Consider the following 16,247-nt stretch of genomic DNA (forward strand, 5'->3'; position numbering starts at 1 on the left):
ATGCTGCACCTCTTACAGAAATCCCCCTCTCTTAATGGAAAGGGGGATGTCTTATTTATTTTCGATTAAAGCCCTTCTCTTTCACAAATTCTCCAAGGAAGGCACGCTTTGGCTGGCTAAAGCCCCGCAGCATCTGCTCAGACCAAGTATCTTTTCTCTCACCGTTTGTTCGTGCTTCATAATATGCGGAAATACGATCGTCGTATTCTTTTAAATAACGATCCACATGCGCTTCATCTTGCTGATATGAATTTTCATGATAGATTAGTTCAACTGGCAGCCGTTCCTTTTGTGACGACTGATTAGCTGGATGGCCAACAGCCAGACCGAATAACGGCAGCACATAAGATGGCGTTTCAAGCACTTCAGAGACTTCTCTCAGCTGATTACGCAGTCCGCCAATATAGCAGATCCCAAGTCCCATTGATTCTGCAGCAACACTGACATTTTGTGCAGCCAATGCCGCATCGATGACGCTAATGAGAAAGGCTTCCGTATTCTCAAGCGCCTCCTGATGATTCTTCCCTGCTTTTTTTGCAATATGATCATGGCGTTTCAAGTCTGCACAGAAGACAAAGAAATGCCCGTTCTTCTCAACGTACGGCTGATTCCCAGCCAGTTCAGCAAGCTTGGCCTTCTTCTCCTGATCTGTCACCCCAATAATACTATACGCCTGTACATAGCTTGATGTCGAAGCAGCCTGTGCACTTTTGATCAGTGTCAGCACCTCTTCTTCTGTCAAACGCTCGTCTGTAAACGAACGGATGGATCGATGATTTAATATGGTTTCTATCGTTTTGTTCAATTCGAAGACCTCCTTCACTTCTTCTATCATAAGGCAAAGACATAGGGCTTTTCAAAAATTAAAACTCGCATAAAAAAAGACAGCCTATACTTAGACTGCCCTTACTCGTTTTATTTAAATAAATAACTTTGATATTTCGTTAATTGAACGCTTGCGTTATAGGCGATCCCGAATCCAATGAGAACGGACAAGACAGAGCTTCCTCCAAAGCTGATAAATAAGAGTGGAATCCCTGTTACCGGCATCACGCCTATGTTCATGCCAATGTTCTGGAACGTATGGATTACAATCAATGCTGTATATCCTACGCAGAAGAATGACGCAAAACGGCTATAAGGATGGATACGGTCAATCAGTACAACAAGCCGGTAAATCAAGAAGAAGAACATGATCACAACAAACGCACAGCCGATAAAGCCAAAGGCTTCACCTATAATGGAGAAAATCATATCCGTTTGTGCTTCAGGAACGTAGACCTTTAAGTTTTTAATGCCATTCCCAAAAATCTGCCCTGCACCAATGGCCATAATCGCCTGCTCTACTTGATATTTATCAGATCCAGATGCATCCTGCGTCTGTGCTTGGTTGGCTGCCGAAGAACTATCAGGCAGCCAAGCGGTAATCCGGTTAATCTGGTACTGCTGAATACCTATTGTTTTCGCAAAATCAGGGAATAAGATGATCACAGCTAAAACAGAAGCAACTAAAAGCACAACCACTGAACCGATGAGAGAGATCAGTTTCCAATTGATCCCTGATAAAAACACCATCACGACAACAATAAACATACAAACAGCCGCAGTCCCTGCATCCTGCAAGAAGATCAGTCCAACTGGTACAGCTGCCACTCCGGCAATTTTTAATAATAGAATAATATCATCTTCTAATGTCCTTTTTCCCCTAGGTGTAGACTTTCCAATGACCGACGCGAGCATCATAATCAGACCAATTTTCATGAACTCTGAAGGCTGAAGTGTTCCAATCCCCGGAAGTATAAACCAACTTTTGGCTCCGTTTTTTATAGGGGCAAAGTCTTTACCCCCAATCTGAGCAGGGCTCAATTTTAAAATAATTAGAAGAAGTATCCCACCTAGAAAGATGTATATACTTAATTTTTCAAGCTGTTCAAGGTCAAAATAATTAATGGCTACAATGCAAATTGCTCCAATGAGATAATAAATAATTTGCCTTGTCCATGCACCACTACCATATTGTTCAAACTGTCCAGCAGCATATATAGAAATGACACTGATGGCAAAGAAGGCTAAAAATATAAAAATCAAATCTCCTTGATAGTAAGGAGATGTATTCTGCTTGTTCATGAACTAACCACCCTTATTACAAAACATAAAAGCCCTTATTTATATTAGATTGAAATTTTCACAAAATCAACTCACCTTAAATATGACGGAAGATACATCCGAAAGGTTCCATTCAATTTTCAAAAAATGAAATACTTTTCATCCTAACAATAGGAAAAAATCCCTCTATACACTTTTCATTCAATCGATCTCAAGTCCTTTAAAAAGTTTATTTTACAGATTTTAAGGAGAAAATTCAATGACCTATGTGGCAATATAACAAGTAAACATCAAACGAGCATAAGCTGCACTGAGGAAAGAGGAATAAAACCATTTTGTATGGAATAAGGCCCATTTTCCAATTATTACGTTTACTTCAAAGTCAATTGTGGTATAATACTTGTAACAAAATGTTCACAATATCTCCTAAAAACAGACACAATTGCATCCTGACCTCTCATTTGATTTGAATATCAACTTACAAAGGAGTTGGATACGATGGATATGTTCTTTGCGTACCTATGTATTGCAACGGCTACACCCCTGTTTTTATGGCTGGAAAACAGAAAAATTGCATTAGCATCTATTCCACCCATTATGATTATGTGGATTTTCTTCGGTCTTTACATGACAAGCAGTTTATCTCCAGCAGGACATACCTTCATGATCGCATTCTTTGCCATTAACGTGATTTTGGCTCACATTGCAGCGTTCCTCATCTACGGACTTCCATTCATTCGCAAAAGATTCAGCAGCAGATAGATATCGCCCAACTATTGGAAGCGTTATCACCATCATGATAAAAACCACTCACCTTCAAGAGATGAGTGGTTTTTTTATTATTTCTCTGAATGCTCAGACTGCTTTGGCGCAGACGGTGAATACCCGTCTTTACTGTTCTCTCCGTGGCTGTAGTGAGCCGCAAAGATCCAAACAGATCCGATGACGAAGATAATCGCACAGAACAGACCAAACAAAGTATTTCCGACTTGAACAGTTCCGTTTTCGCTCTCTGTCATGTGCATAAACATGAACAGCTGCAAGAATGCTTGAATGAACGCAAAACCAAAGATAATCCATAGTTTTGCGGAACTGCCAATTTCAGCTCCAATCGCAATCCAGAATGCTAAGACTGTCAGCACAATGGATAGGATAAAGCCAACTACGTGTTTCCAAGGGAAGTGTTCGTGCTCTGCTGAGGAATGTGTTTTTCCAGCCATATCACAAAAGCCCCCCTAATCCGATCAAGTAAACAGCTGTGAAGATGAAAATCCATACAACATCAAGGAAATGCCAGTATAGACTTGAGATGAAAATCTTCGCTGCTGTTTGTGGAGTTAATCCACGCTTTTTAATTTGGAACAAGATCCCGGTAATCCAGAAGATACCGATCGATACGTGTAGTCCGTGAGTTCCTAAAAGTACAAAGAATGCAGACCAATACGCACTTGTATGGATGCTCGCACCTTCATGTACATAATGGAAGAACTCGAAAAGCTCAAATCCAACGAAGCCTGCACCTAGAAGCAGTGTGAGAATCGTCCAAATGACAACCCCTTTTGTACTTCCACGGCGCATTTCATGAACAGCAATCCCGCATGTAAATGAACTAACCAATAGCAGGAATGTCATGATCAATACAAGCTTCATATCAAACAGCTCAGCTGGTAAAACGCCGCCAGCTGTTCTGCCATGTAGAACAAAGTAGGTCGCAAAAAGTGTTGAGAACAACACGATTTCCGCGCCAAGGAATATCCAGAAACCAAGGATGTTTAAACGTCCGGTTTCAGACTGATATTCAAGCGGTGCATTTGCATAGCTGCTATCATTATGTCCCATTACTTCTGCGCCTCCTTATTCTTTTTCTCTGTTTCAATGACTTCTTCAACAGGAATATAGTAGCCATCGTCATATTCGAATGAACGTAAAATCATCGTTGCGAATACACCGATTAAGCCAATAACGCCAATCCAGTACCATTCAAATACAAGACCGAATGCACCAAGTCCAAAGAATGCAGACATGATCAGCGGTCTGCCTGAATTATGCGGCATGTGAATTTTCTTGAATTCTTTTTCAGGATGAACGTCCACATTGTTTTGCTTCCAATGATGGAATGCATCTGGTGTTGTCACTTCTGGAAGTGCTGCAAAGTTATAATGCGGCGGAATTGCAGAAGATGTCGCCCAGTCAAGTGTACGTCCTTCTCCCCAGCTGTCTCCAGACACTTCACGTTTTGAGTGTCTCCAGCTGTAGTAAATGTTGTAGCAAAGGATGATGAATCCGATACCCATCATAAATGCACCAATTGTTGAAATAAAGTTGAGTGCAGTCCAGCCATCTTCTGGTCCATACGTATAAATACGTCTTGGCATTCCTTGCAGTCCTAGGAAGTACTGCGGGAAGAAACAGATGTTAAATCCGATCATGAATACCCAGAAGAACCATTTGCCGATTCTTTCGTTTAACTTGTAACCAAACATTTTTGGATACCAGAAAACAAGACCAGCAAAACAAGCAAATACAGTACCTGCGATTAATACATAGTGGAAGTGGGATACAAGGAAGTACGTGTTATGGTACTGGTAATCCGCAGCTGCCATCGCAAGCATAACCCCAGTTACACCACCGATTACGAAGTTCGGGATGAAACCAAGTGCCCAAAGCATTGGTGATGTAAAGCTGATACGGCCTCGATACATCGTAAAGAGCCAGTTAAAGATTTTCACACCTGTTGGTACAGAAATCGCCATTGTTGTAATCGAGAAGAATGAGTTAACCGCTGCACTGTTCCCCATTGTAAAGAAGTGGTGAACCCACACAAGGAAACTAAGAACAGAGATTGCCACAATTGATACAACCATCGCTTTGTAACCAAACAACTGCTTTCTTGAGAACGTCGCAAAGATTTCTGAGAAAATACCGAAAGCCGGCAGGATAACAATATATACCTCAGGATGTCCCCAAATCCAGAAAAGGTTCGCCCAAAGCATCGGCATACCGCCTGCTTCGAGTGTAAAGAATGCAGAACCGAATAAACGATCAAATGTCATAAGTGCTAAAGCAACTGTTAGTACAGGGAATGCAAACACGATGATGACAGACGTAATCAATGTTGTCCAAGTAAACATTGGCATACGCATAAGTGTCATACCTTTTGTACGCATTTTTAAGATGGTCACCATGAAGTTAATACCTGTCATAAGTGTACCAATACCTGCAATTTGGAGCCCGAGCAAGTAGTAGTTCTGTCCAGGTCCTGGTGAGAAATCATTTCCGGCGAGCGGCATGTAACTCGTCCAGCCTGCACTTGGTGATCCTCCAATAACGAAGGAAATGTTGAACAGCATTGCTCCGACCATAAATGTCCAGAAGCTAAGGTTGTTCAAATAAGGGAATGCAACGTCACGTGCACCAATTTGAAGAGGAACAACGACGTTGATTAAACCAATTAAAAATGGCATCGCCATGAATAGAATCATGATCGTACCATGCGTTGTAAAGATTTCATTATAGTGGTTTGAATCTAAAAACGTATTATTAGGAAGCGCCAGCTGCGCGCGCATCATCAGTCCGTCTACCCCACCGCGGAAGAACATAATCACAGCAGCAAGGATATACATGATTCCAAGCTTTTTATGATCAACTGATGTCAGCCATTCTTTCCAAAGCCATTTCCACTTTTTAAAGTAGGTTAAAACAAACACAATGGCAATGGAAGTAAGAGCGATAGAAATTTGCGCACCAAGAATTAATGGGTCTCCAGTTACAAAAAACTCATCCCATTTTAAATGCATAACGGCCTCCTCCTTTCCTTAGTCAGTTTATTCTGTTTCTAATTTTCTTTTATAGTTCTTCACATTCTCGAAAGGATCTGTCTTGGAATGCGGAGAAACTGATTGATAACCTAAACGTTTGCGTGCTTGGAGTGCATATTCAGAATCCTCTCCATGCTTCGCAAAGGATAAATGTGTTGATGAGAATGTCTGCACATCTGCAGCATCAGGAAGCATCAAGTAGTCATACGTTTTCTTCGTTAACTTTGGTGCTTCTTTCTTCGTTTTGTTTACCCATTTATCATAGTCAGACTGCGTCATCGCATTGACTTTGAATTTTTGCTGAGCAAAGCCCGGGCCTGTGAAGTTGGCGTTTCTTCCTTGGTATGTGCCTACTTCATCAGCTTGAAGATATTGTTCCATTTCCATTCCAGCCATCGCATACTTCTCCCCGCCTAGCTGAGGAATCCATAGTGATGCCATTGTATCAGCGGAAGTGATTTTGAATAAAACCGGCTGATCTTTTGGAATGTTTAAGTAGTTCACTGTCTCAATATTTTCCTCTGGATAACTGAAGATCCATTTCCAATCGACAGCTGTCGCATAAACGACAAGTGGATCTTTATGGCTTGTTGCTTGAGGTGCCTCTTCCAAAGAGTAAATTGTTTTTACAGTTGGAATCGAAAGAGCAGCAACGATTAATATTGGGATCACTGTCCAGACAACTTCTAGAAGCGTATTCCCGTGTATTTCTGGGTTATAAGAGGCGTTTCCAACGTCCTTACGCTCACGGTATTTAACCAAAATGATGGTAAACAGTACAAATACCGCACCAACGATAAAGAGCATGAATCCAATAGATAAAAGGATTAAGTCTTTTTGTTGTGCTGCGACTGGTCCTTTAGGATCTAAAACAGCGATATTGCTGCAACCTCCTAATACAAAAACACTCACGAGCATCGCTAATAAAAGCATAGGTTTAATGGCTCTGAACAAGAAGATCACCATCCTTCCTTAAATAATGTATAAATTGCTGAATAATTGTGAAAAGCCATCTGCCTTCGAAAACTTTTCTTCCCTTTGTAATGCTATCAAAATCTGTTAGAGTTAGCTTCCCTTTTTTCAAAAGTTCATTTATTTTTCAACAGATTTCTCTCAAAATGTCATAAATTCGACATAAATTTATATTATTGCACACACAATAAATTTCTAGGATTTTGAAAAGTTGAGAGTTGAAGGCAAAGGACAAACAATCAAGAACTTTGTCAAATTTAGGTTTACCACAATAAAAAAGTTTGGTCAAATTTCAATTTAACTTAATGAAATTTTATCTAGGTAAACAATTTCAAAATAGGTATCCCCACATTTAACAAAAACCTTACTTATTTTAACGCAAGTTGACAAGAAAAGAAAGTATCGATCCTCTGACTATGCGGTGTAAGAATTGGCAATCATGATGAATATGTGGAATCCCGCTAAATCAATTCCAGCAAAAAACCGGCTCAGCGCCGGCATTCTGCAGTTATTCATCTCTTACTAAAATATCAGGGCGTCTATAGATGTCCCCTTCATGCTCAACGTCAATGTATGTCCACTTGCCTGTATAGGTTAAAAAGCGGTTACCCTCTTTCTCTACGACCATCGTATCCTCTGACTTCAATCCAGGCAATGAAGGATTCCAAGTAAACACTTGTTGCAGCTGAATTTCTTCCTTCGATGAGGGAACTGCAATGATTTCTCTAGATACAAAGCCCGTTTTTCCCCCTTGATGAAGCTTTTTCCAGCTATCAGAGAAGCCTTCTTTTTCATACTGAGCAATACCTACTTTCAATACATCTCCCAATGTCTTACCAGGACGCGTGGCGGCATTCATGACCGTGTCAATTCGTGCAAGCCGCTCTTTGTTCTCTTCAAGCCCCTTTGGAAGCTGACCGAAGTAAACAGACCTTGTGACATTCGCCACGAGTCCATGCCGTTCAGCGCAAAGAACAACAAGCGCATGCTTTTGAAGTTTTTTGTCTGTCGGAATTGGATGACGGTATTGATGAATTCGGTCATCTGTTGCCACAAGCAGTACTTCTATCGTCATTCCCTGCGCGATCGCTTTTTGAGCCGCAAGCGAAGCGATTTCGTGCTCCGTCTGTCCTGGAACGATTTCTTTACAGACACTCTCTACAATGACTGCTGTTTCATGACAAAGAGTTTCATATTGGCGGAGCTGTGATGCAGAAAGAATGGATCGGACTTGCGACAAATCCGGCTCGATCCATTCGAATCCATCCATTTGAATGTCTGACCCGATCCGTTTGTCTTTTGTGAGTGTTTGAATGTGTGCCGTATCATCCTCAAACCAGTCCATCGTTACCACTTGAAATGGGTGATCGATATACGCCATCTCTTCTTCAATGATCCGCTTTTCTTCCATTTGATTCACAATGAGGACGATGTCGTCTTTTAACACAAGCAGCTTGCACACGCCCTCTGGTGTATTTAACACGATGTGATTTCTTCTTCCTCCTGTCAGCCAGGAGAAGTTATTACGCTTTTGAATCAAGACACCGTCGAGCTGTTTTTCTTCCATTAATGTTCTTACTTGTTCAATCATCTAATCACCTGCCTATATGAGTGTATGAATGAAACGTTTAAAAGCTGTTTTCCCTTGCTCGGTTCTTTTAAACACACCCGCCTGTGAGAGAATACGAGAAAAAATCATGCCGACTTCTTTTTGTAAAATGGCTTCTGTATTGTCCTCTGTAAAGTTGTTCTCTTCAAGCAGACGCTTTGCCCATGTTTCGTGTTTTGTGATAGCAGGGCGGGCTTTGATTTCTTCAAGGGGGTTTTTGGATAAGAGCGCTTCTTTTAATTGGCTTAATTCCTCTGCTAATCTACCAGGAAGAACGGCAAGACCCATCACCTCAATTAATCCGATATTCTCTTTTTTAATATGATGGACTTCTTCGTGCGGGTGGAAAATTCCATCCGGGTGCCGCTTGTTTGTACGATTATTACGCAGCACTAGATCTAATTCATAGTCATCGCCATGGCGGCGTGCAATGGGTGTAATGGTATTATGCGGCGTCTCTCCAGTATGAGCCAGCAGCTCCACTTCTTGATCTGAATACATTTTCCACTTGGTTAAGATAAAGTCTGCGGCGTCTGCAAGCGTCTGCCGGTCGCTGCTTCGAAGCCGGATGACAGACATCGGCCATTTCACAATGCCAGCCCTCACATTCGGAAAGGCATTCAGAGAAAAGACCTCTTCCACCTCCGCTTTCGCCATCGGAAATTCATGCGCACCGCCCTGAAAATGGTCATGACTTAATATACTGCCCCCGACAATCGGAAGGTCGGCGTTCGATCCGATGAAATAGTGCGGATATATATATATGAAAGAAAGCAGTCGTTCAAACGTCTTTTTGGTGATGCTCATCGGCTCATGTTCGCCTTTGAACACAATGCAGTGCTCGTTGTAATACACATAAGGTGAAAATTGTAGAAACCAAGATTCATCAGTGAGTGTCACAGGAATAATCCGGTGATTCTGTCTCGCTGGATGGTTGATCCGCCCCCCAAACCCAACGTTTTCTTTACAAAGGAGACAAAGAGGATATTGCTTTTGACTAAGCTTTTTGGCTTCAGCGATTGCTTTTGGGTCCTTTTCCGGCTTTGATAGATTAATTGTGATCTCCAGCACGCCATCATCTGTTGGTGTAAACCACTGCACATTTTTGGCGATTCTGCCTGTATGAATATAGTGTGCGTGCTGCTGCATTTCATAGAACCAGCTTGTAGCCGCCTCTGGCCCTTCATGCTGGCGTTTCTCTTCAAACTTTGCGTAGATGACACTTGGAGGCGCCACCAAGCATCCCATGATTTTCGCATCCAGTAAATCGCGATACGTATCCGTCCCCTCAGGGATAAGGCCAGTCTCAGCTGCCCAATCAAGCATCGGCATTAAGATGTCTTCAAGCTCCGCCTCCCCTGAGACTGTTCTTGGCTCAGCTTCATCCAGCCCAAGCACCTCAAGCAGCCGATTTCTCGTATAATCGATATCTAGTCGTGTGATCAGCTCATGATTGATCCCGTATTGAATCAGCTGTTCCAGTTTTTCAAAAATATCAACCGCCATTCTCTCTGTCCCCTCTCTTGCCTGCCTGTTATGCGTTATTTACTCTGGTAGCCGTCTGGATGCTTCTGAAACCAATCCCACGCACTTTGAATGATGGTGTGAAGGTCAGCATATTGAGGTGTCCACCCTAATTCTTGCAGCGCTTTTTCAGAAGAAGCAATCAGCTTTGCTGGATCCCCCGCACGTCTTTCAGCCACCTGTGCTGGGATCGCATGCCCCGTGACGTTTCTAACAGCATCTACTACCTGCTTCACGGAGAAACCAGTGCCATTCCCTAAGTTATATGTTGCACTTTCTTTTCCAGCGCGCAGACGATCAACAGCTAAGATGTGCGCGTCTACTAAATCCATGACATGAATGTAATCCCTAATACACGTGCCATCCTCTGTCTCATAATCATCACCGTAAATCATGATCTGATCTCGTTTTCCTAAAGCCACTTGCAGAATAATCGGAATGAGATGTGTCTCAGGCTGATGATCCTCTCCGACAAGGCCTTCTGTATGAGCGCCAGCTACATTAAAGTAGCGAAGCACAACGTATTTCATTCCATATGCCTGCTCAGACCACTTCAGCATTTTTTCAATGGCTAGTTTCGTTTCTCCATAAGGATTGGTTGGATTCGTCTCATCCGTTTCAACGATCGGCACTCGCTTTGGTTCACCATATGTGGCAGCGGTTGATGAGAAAACGATGTGTTTCACATCAAATTCATTCATCACCTGAAGTAAGGCTGTCGCTCCTCCAACGTTGTTGTCATAGTACTTTAGCGGGTCTGTTACACTCTCGCCGACAAGTGAATCTGCGGCAAAGTGCATCACCGCTTCTATTTGATGTGTTTTGAAAACCTGTCTTAAAAAATCTTGATCTCGTAAATCTCCCTCTTCTAAAACAGCTCCCTCCAAAACAGCTTCTTTGTGGCCTGTCTGCAAATTATCCACTACCACCACTTGTTCGCCTTTCGCTAAAAGAGCCGCTACCGCATGGCTGCCAATGTACCCTGCTCCCCCGCACACTAAAATTGTCATTACACTTCCTCCTTCGTGAGTTCTCTTGCGCCGCCTCCAATTCCAGCTGTGTAAAAAGAGGCTTGAATGCCTGTCTTCTCTTGATAAATCGCACCCGTTTCTTTTATAAATGATGCCAGCTGCTTTTCTTTCACAATACTGATCGTGCAGCCGCCAAAACCTGCACCCGTCATACGAGAGCCAATCGTTCCAGGATGGAGCCAAGCGGCTTCTGCAAGTGTATCTAGTTCAAATCCAGTCACTTCATAATCATTCTTTAAAGAGAGATGAGAAGACTTCATAAGCGCACCTATTTCATCCATTTTATCATCTTTCAGAAATTTGACCGCTTTTATGGTCCGCTCGTTTTCTGTCACTACGTGTCTTGCACGTTTGCGGCATGTTTCATCCTGAATCAAATGGGCATGTTCGGCAAATTCATCTGCCGTGAGCTCACATAAGTGGGCAAGATCGATTTCTTTTCGTAAATCGTTTAAAGCTGATTGACACTCTGACCGGCGTTCATTGTATTTGGAGTCTGCCAGTGTCCGCTTTTTGTTTGTATTGGCAATGACAAGCGCCAGCCCCTCTTGCCGAAACGGACTGTATTCAAAATCAAGGGTATCGCAATTAAGCAAAATGGCGTGATCTTCTTTTCCAAGAGCAATTGAAAACTGATCCATGATGCCGCAATTGACGCCAATAAAGTCATTTTCTGCACGCTGCGAAAGGAGGGCAAGACGGGCACTTGAAACGCCGAATGAATGCCATTCATTGATAAAGACAGCGGTGACAAGTTCGATGGAGGCAGAGGAAGACAGCCCTGCGCCATTGGGAATATTGCCGCCGTATACAATGTCAAAGCCTTCTTCTATCTTCATCCCTGCTTCGATAAACTGATGGAACACACCCTTCGGATAATTTGCCCAGCCGTCCGACTCCAAGTAAGCGATTTCAAAAAGGTCGAATTCTTTCACACCATCGCCATCAAAGTTCAAGGAATACATTCTCACGCGGCCATCTGACCGCTTTGCACATGCTGCATATGTACCGAGAGTGAGCGCACAAGGGAATACATGACCTCCATTGTAATCTGTATGTTCACCAATCAAGTTCACTCTTCCCGGGGCAAAAAAATAGCGAAGTTCTTCTTCTCTATCCCCAAATTGCTGGTGAAATGCCGTGCGTAACATATCGATCATATCCATTCCCCTTTTCTCTTCTGATACTCTTATTTTAGTTGCCTGAACTGCGTATGTTCAATGGTAAAAAAATCGTTAAAAAATACCCTTTTTTTGCTGTGAATGGTACGATGTGATATGAGGTGTACCATGATTCAAAATAGAAAAAGGTTGTTTTTTGCTGTGAAGGAGGTTTTCCAATTTGAAGAAGGAAGCATTTGCATTTCGTTTTCACCATTCTGATGTTACATTGCCGGCACAAATATGGTCTGTTGGCTGGGAGGTTCAATCATCTTCGTTATACAGCTGGAATGGCGTGGAGCGGAAGGATCAGGGCAAGTGCATCTTTCAGCTCACACTGTCTGGACATGGCATGATTGAAATCGGACAGAAGCGGTTCAAAGTCTTGCCGGGGCAGGCCTTTCTTGTGAAAAGCCCTAGTGCCTATCAATATTATTTTCCAGAGGACAGTGAGCATTGGGAATTTCTCTATTTGACGCTTTATGGGGAAGCCTGTGATCTTTGCTTTGACCAATTTATAGATCAAGGAAAGCAGGTCATGCGTTTTCATCCTCATTCCAAACCGATCCGCCTGCTGAAGAAAATTTATGATGAAGCCAGTGAAAGACGGATTACCAATCCATTTGAGGGGTCTAGCCTTGCTTATCAATTTGTCATGGAACTGTATTCATATTTGCCAAAGCTTGAGGGACAAATGGAGAAATGGCCTGAGCCCATCGTCCAAGCGGCCTTGTTTGCCAGCCATCATTTTCACGAGGAAATTGGCCCAGACGATATGGCAGCTGCGGCACGTTTATCCAAAAGTCATTTTACGAGAGAATTCAAAAAGGCCACTGGCTTCACACCTATTCACTACTTAACCAATATCCGGTTAGAAAAGGCGGAAACATTACTAAAAACAACGAAATACTCGATTGAAGAAATCGCCATACAGTGCGGCTACCGAAATGCGAATTACTTGAATAAAGTCTTTCGAAAGAAAATCGGCATGTCTCCAAAGCAACTGCGGGAAACAAGCGATGCATAATAAAAAGCAGCCGCTGCATCATAGGCTGCTTCTTTTACGCTTTTGACAGGTCAACATGAATCCTCCCTTGTCTTAAAACAATGGTCATTTGCGTATCAGGGGTCATTAAATTTTCTAAAATGTCCGTTGCCGTTTGAAGCGCAATGTCCATTCGGTTGATCTTTTCCTTTTCTTGTTCCGAAAACGCTTCTGGATGTGCGGTCATTTCTTTGACTAGCCTCAGCACTTGTTCATGCTGCTTTTCTGTTTGTTGATATATGGCATCATATAAGTCGTCTGGCCTGCTGCTCATTTCACATCACCTATCTTTTTTTATGTGTTAAATCGCATCTTCTTTTGTTTTCTTGAAGACGAACCACTTACTGGCGACATAATTGACCACCACAATCACAAAGTTGACGAGAATTTTTGCGACGGTTTCATTGAGCGCCATTTGGCTCACAAATAAAATCATCAGCCCCAGATCTACACCTAGAGACATGAGACGGACACTAAAAAATGAAGAAAGCTCACGCATGAGGCTTTTTGTGTCACGAGCCTTTTGCTTGAAGACATACTTCTTATTGGTGATATAAGCAAAGAGAACAGCAAATACCCATGAAACAACCGTAGCTGTTTTGTAATCCATGGAAAACATCTCAACGAATAAATAGAAGCTGACGATATTGACAATGGTTGTACACACACCCATCACAAGATACATGACAACTTCTTGATACTTTTGAAAAAGGCTATACATGTCTTTCTTCATTCCTTCTTGGTGGTTTCTGTTTCTTTTAGAATACCATCTTGAGAAGAACTTCCCAAACGAACAATATGTATGTCCTGCAAAGATGAAATTTGTTCTACTCGATGGCAAATGTCAAAGCAATTGGTTTATATGAGTCAAATGTTTTAGGTCTTTATCATTATTTTAATTTATAATCTTTCAACTGACTTTACAATTGTTTATTATTAGAAGTAAGATTTCAATATTTATGGGTTTTTTAGTCATTTTTTTAGGGACGTGGTAGGTGATAGATTTTACAAAATAGGTTAAATGTCATCATTTTTCGACAAAAATTTATTTTGCGCTGTTTTCAACCACACGTACAGTTACTAGACGGTTTGTTCAAGTCATTGGTTGCAGTGAATATGTCTTATTGAACTGGAGGATATTATGGATACGCAAGTGAAAAGAAGAGTTGACGAAGAGTGGGTTTATTTGATTCAGGAAGCGAAAAAAATTGGACTAGGCATCGAAGAAATACAAGCTTTTTTAACATCCAACGGTGATCAGAAGATGATAAACAAACCGTAAATCAACGCCGTTATCCTTTGTCTTTCAGACTGCTTTGGCTATAAGTTCTGACCTGTCAATTGACCTTTTGAAAATCCTTTCATGACGATACGCTACAATAATTGAACACCTCTCCATACCAATCCCTTCACTCAATGGGGTTCTGTCTTTCTATATTAGGAGGACAGTCCATTTCCTGTTCTTTATATGATCCCTTTTTAGCCGCCATTCATGAAAATTGTCCTTCTCTCGTTATAAAACCAAGCTGCTCTCCCATATATTAAGCATGAAAACAACGAGAAAGAGAAAGGCGGGTAGAGCGTGAGTTCAGATTCCCTTTCGTATTATCACCAAAAAAAGGATCAGTATTATCATGGGGTAAACCCGGTCATCGTCAGCCGTATCCGCGCGGAATGGACGTCTTTATTGGATATCGGATGCGGCACAGGCAAGCTTGGAAAAGTCCTGAAACAAAAGGGCCGGACCATTTATGGCATTGAGTCATTTGAAGATGCAGCAAAAGAGGCGGTACAAGAGCTGGATCATGTTCTCTGCGGAAATATTGAACAGATGGCTCTCCCTTATCAACATGAACAATTTGACTGCATTATTTTCGGAGACGTCCTCGAGCATTTATTGGACCCTTGGGCCGTTTTAAAAAAGGTGAAACCCTTCCTTAAAAAAGAGGGTGCCATCCTGTCATCTATTCCAAATATCGGCCACATTTCAACGGTTTTAGAATTACTGGCCGGCAGATTTACTTATACAGATGCAGGGTTAATGGATCAAACACATTTACGTTTCTTCACCCTTCATGAAATACATGCACTCTTTCATTCAGCGGGTTTTCGCATTCGCGAATTCGAGGCCATTCGCGTACAGCATCCTTCCTATGCAAGCGTGTTGAATGATCTACATGAATTACTCATGAAACACGGCATTCGTTCTGATTTTCACGAGTCTGCTACAGCCTATCAATATGTGGTCGAGGCGGTTCCATTTCATGAGTAATCCGACGATTCTGTTTGTTTTATGTGTGAATGATGAATCGATGTTTCAAGCTTGCTTCCGGCAGCTGGCTTCACTTCCGGCTCCTCATGGATACCATGTGGAGGTCTTACCAATCAGACATGCATCAAGTATGACCTCTGCATACAATGAAGCCATCACTCATCCAGCTCAGTTTAAAATTTATCTTCATCAGGATACCTTGATTGTCAAACAGCATATGCTGCTTGAACTCATCCCGCTTTTTTTACAAAATCCATCACTTGGCATGGTTGGCGTGATTGGAGCAGAAAACGTGCCTGACAATGGAATTTGGTGGGAGAGTTCTGATTGCAGGGGAAAAGTCATTGAATATCGTCACGACACCTATCAGCTGCTTTCGTTTGAAAGAGACCGTCAGCAGCCCGAAGCGCAAGATTATATCAAAGCTGCGGCCATTGATGGTCTATTCATGGCAACACAATACGATGTGAGGTGGCGTGAGGACCTCTTTGACGGCTTTCATTTTTATGATGTCTCGCAGTCCTTTGAATTCACTCAGAAGGGCTATGAAGTTGGGATTGCAAATCAAGAAGAGCCTTGGTGTATTCATAAATGCGGAGATCATTTTGACGCAGAAGCGTATGAAAAAGCGAGACAAACATTTCTTGCAAATTATCGATAGAAAGCACCCTTTTCGGGTGCCTTTTTTATGATATACTGTCATAAACAGC

The 16,247-nt window shown here is 42.1% G+C and carries 17 protein-coding genes; 5 read left to right on the top strand and 12 right to left on the bottom strand.

All coding sequences use genetic code 11. The annotated features are described in order from the left end of the window. Positions 1–55 precede the first annotated feature (55 nt). Positions 56–805 (bottom strand): oxygen-insensitive NADPH nitroreductase, encoded by a 750-nt coding sequence (gene nfsA / locus H7F25_RS16270; RefSeq protein WP_039182366.1) that lies wholly within the window; start codon positions 803–805, stop codon positions 56–58. A 110-nt stretch (positions 806–915) separates the two neighbouring features. Next, the gene (locus H7F25_RS16275; protein WP_044331062.1) at positions 916–2,127 is read right to left on the bottom strand and encodes an FtsW/RodA/SpoVE family cell cycle protein; all 1,212 of its coding nucleotides are present in this window, start codon (positions 2,125–2,127) and stop codon (positions 916–918) included. 477 nt (positions 2,128–2,604) lie between these two features. Here H7F25_RS16275 and H7F25_RS16280 point away from each other — a divergent pair, with 477 nt between their 5' ends. Continuing rightward, entirely contained in the window at positions 2,605–2,868 is a 264-nt protein-coding gene (locus tag H7F25_RS16280; RefSeq protein ID WP_008345491.1) for a spore morphogenesis/germination protein YwcE, read from the top strand. 77 nt (positions 2,869–2,945) lie between these two features. On the opposite strand, the gene qoxD is transcribed toward H7F25_RS16280, so the two are convergent. From qoxD to H7F25_RS16320, 8 genes are all read right to left on the bottom strand, one after another. After that, the gene (gene qoxD / locus H7F25_RS16285; RefSeq protein ID WP_012011667.1) at positions 2,946–3,326 is read right to left on the bottom strand and encodes a cytochrome aa3 quinol oxidase subunit IV; all 381 of its coding nucleotides are present in this window, start codon (positions 3,324–3,326) and stop codon (positions 2,946–2,948) included. Position 3,327: 1 nt separating this feature from the next. Then, positions 3,328–3,945 carry a cytochrome aa3 quinol oxidase subunit III gene (qoxC, locus tag H7F25_RS16290; RefSeq protein WP_024423834.1) on the bottom strand — a complete coding sequence of 206 codons (618 nt, stop codon included), beginning with the start codon at positions 3,943–3,945 and terminating at the stop codon, positions 3,328–3,330. Then, the gene (qoxB, locus tag H7F25_RS16295; RefSeq protein WP_024423835.1) at positions 3,945–5,903 is read right to left on the bottom strand and encodes a cytochrome aa3 quinol oxidase subunit I; all 1,959 of its coding nucleotides are present in this window, start codon (positions 5,901–5,903) and stop codon (positions 3,945–3,947) included. Before qoxB ends, qoxC begins: the two co-directional genes overlap by 1 nt. 27 nt (positions 5,904–5,930) lie before the next feature. Then, positions 5,931–6,887: a cytochrome aa3 quinol oxidase subunit II gene (gene qoxA, locus H7F25_RS16300; RefSeq protein WP_185854553.1), complete on the bottom strand. Its 957-nt coding sequence runs from the start codon at positions 6,885–6,887 to the stop codon at positions 5,931–5,933. 517 nt (positions 6,888–7,404) lie between these two features. After that, positions 7,405–8,487 carry a M24 family metallopeptidase gene (locus H7F25_RS16305; RefSeq protein ID WP_185853932.1) on the bottom strand — a complete coding sequence of 361 codons (1,083 nt, stop codon included), beginning with the start codon at positions 8,485–8,487 and terminating at the stop codon, positions 7,405–7,407. Between the two features lie 12 nt (positions 8,488–8,499). Next, positions 8,500–10,011 (bottom strand): UDP-glucose--hexose-1-phosphate uridylyltransferase, encoded by a 1,512-nt coding sequence (galT, locus tag H7F25_RS16310; protein WP_185853933.1) that lies wholly within the window; start codon positions 10,009–10,011, stop codon positions 8,500–8,502. A 35-nt stretch (positions 10,012–10,046) separates the two neighbouring features. Further along, positions 10,047–11,039, bottom strand: coding sequence for a UDP-glucose 4-epimerase GalE (gene galE / locus H7F25_RS16315; protein ID WP_151862787.1), 993 nt, complete (start codon positions 11,037–11,039; stop codon positions 10,047–10,049). Further along, positions 11,039–12,220, bottom strand: a complete 1,182-nt coding sequence (locus H7F25_RS16320) for a galactokinase (protein ID WP_370880819.1) — start codon at positions 12,218–12,220, stop codon at positions 11,039–11,041. The genes galE and H7F25_RS16320 overlap by 1 nt, the downstream gene beginning before the upstream one ends. A 181-nt stretch (positions 12,221–12,401) precedes the next feature. Between H7F25_RS16320 and H7F25_RS16325 the strand changes: the two genes are divergently transcribed. Further along, positions 12,402–13,247 (top strand): AraC family transcriptional regulator, encoded by an 846-nt coding sequence (locus H7F25_RS16325; RefSeq protein ID WP_024423841.1) that lies wholly within the window; start codon positions 12,402–12,404, stop codon positions 13,245–13,247. Positions 13,248–13,281: 34 nt separating this feature from the next. Here H7F25_RS16325 and H7F25_RS16330 read toward each other — a convergent pair whose 3' ends face one another. Together H7F25_RS16330 and H7F25_RS16335 are read right to left on the bottom strand one after the other, a co-directional pair. Next, entirely contained in the window at positions 13,282–13,539 is a 258-nt protein-coding gene (locus tag H7F25_RS16330) for a hypothetical protein (RefSeq protein WP_024423842.1), read from the bottom strand. Positions 13,540–13,566: 27 nt separating this feature from the next. Continuing rightward, positions 13,567–13,950, bottom strand: a complete 384-nt coding sequence (locus tag H7F25_RS16335; RefSeq protein WP_012011676.1) for a GtrA family protein — start codon at positions 13,948–13,950, stop codon at positions 13,567–13,569. A 456-nt stretch (positions 13,951–14,406) separates the two neighbouring features. Here H7F25_RS16335 and H7F25_RS16340 point away from each other — a divergent pair, with 456 nt between their 5' ends. From H7F25_RS16340 to H7F25_RS16350, 3 genes are all read left to right on the top strand, one after another. Next, a complete protein-coding gene (locus H7F25_RS16340) occupies positions 14,407–14,547 on the top strand; it encodes an anti-repressor SinI family protein (RefSeq protein WP_008345506.1) in 141 nt (46 codons plus the stop codon). Between the two features lie 300 nt (positions 14,548–14,847). Next, entirely contained in the window at positions 14,848–15,537 is a 690-nt protein-coding gene (locus H7F25_RS16345) for a class I SAM-dependent methyltransferase (protein WP_125585788.1), read from the top strand. Then, complete coding sequence (locus tag H7F25_RS16350) at positions 15,530–16,198, top strand: glycosyltransferase family protein (RefSeq protein WP_044331082.1); 669 nt, start codon at positions 15,530–15,532, stop codon at positions 16,196–16,198. Before H7F25_RS16345 ends, H7F25_RS16350 begins: the two co-directional genes overlap by 8 nt. The last annotated feature ends 49 nt before the right edge of the window (positions 16,199–16,247 follow it).

Origin of the sequence: Bacillus sp. PAMC28571, assembly GCF_014250435.1 — a bacterium.
GTDB classification, from domain to species: Bacteria; Bacillota; Bacilli; order Bacillales; family Bacillaceae; genus Bacillus; species Bacillus safensis.

Excerpts from the sequence above, each read along its gene's own strand:
- H7F25_RS16275 (WP_044331062.1), bottom strand. The coding sequence starts at position 2,127 with ATGAACAAGCAGAATACATCTCCTTACTATCAAGGAGATTTGATTTTT.
- H7F25_RS16335 (WP_012011676.1), bottom strand. The coding sequence starts at position 13,950 with ATGTATCTTGTGATGGGTGTGTGTACAACCATTGTCAATATCGTCAGC.
- qoxC (WP_024423834.1), bottom strand. The coding sequence starts at position 3,945 with ATGGGACATAATGATAGCAGCTATGCAAATGCACCGCTTGAATATCAG.
- H7F25_RS16340 (WP_008345506.1), top strand. The coding sequence starts at position 14,407 with ATGGATACGCAAGTGAAAAGAAGAGTTGACGAAGAGTGGGTTTATTTG.
- H7F25_RS16330 (WP_024423842.1), bottom strand. The coding sequence starts at position 13,539 with ATGAGCAGCAGGCCAGACGACTTATATGATGCCATATATCAACAAACA.
- H7F25_RS16280 (WP_008345491.1), top strand. The coding sequence starts at position 2,605 with ATGGATATGTTCTTTGCGTACCTATGTATTGCAACGGCTACACCCCTG.
- qoxD (WP_012011667.1), bottom strand. The coding sequence starts at position 3,326 with ATGGCTGGAAAAACACATTCCTCAGCAGAGCACGAACACTTCCCTTGG.
- H7F25_RS16320 (WP_370880819.1), bottom strand. The coding sequence starts at position 12,220 with ATGATCGATATGTTACGCACGGCATTTCACCAGCAATTTGGGGATAGA.
- H7F25_RS16305 (WP_185853932.1), bottom strand. The coding sequence starts at position 8,487 with ATGATTGAACAAGTAAGAACATTAATGGAAGAAAAACAGCTCGACGGT.
- galE (WP_151862787.1), bottom strand. The coding sequence starts at position 11,039 with ATGACAATTTTAGTGTGCGGGGGAGCAGGGTACATTGGCAGCCATGCG.
- H7F25_RS16350 (WP_044331082.1), top strand. The coding sequence starts at position 15,530 with ATGAGTAATCCGACGATTCTGTTTGTTTTATGTGTGAATGATGAATCG.
- qoxB (WP_024423835.1), bottom strand. The coding sequence starts at position 5,903 with ATGCATTTAAAATGGGATGAGTTTTTTGTAACTGGAGACCCATTAATT.
- galT (WP_185853933.1), bottom strand. The coding sequence starts at position 10,011 with ATGGCGGTTGATATTTTTGAAAAACTGGAACAGCTGATTCAATACGGG.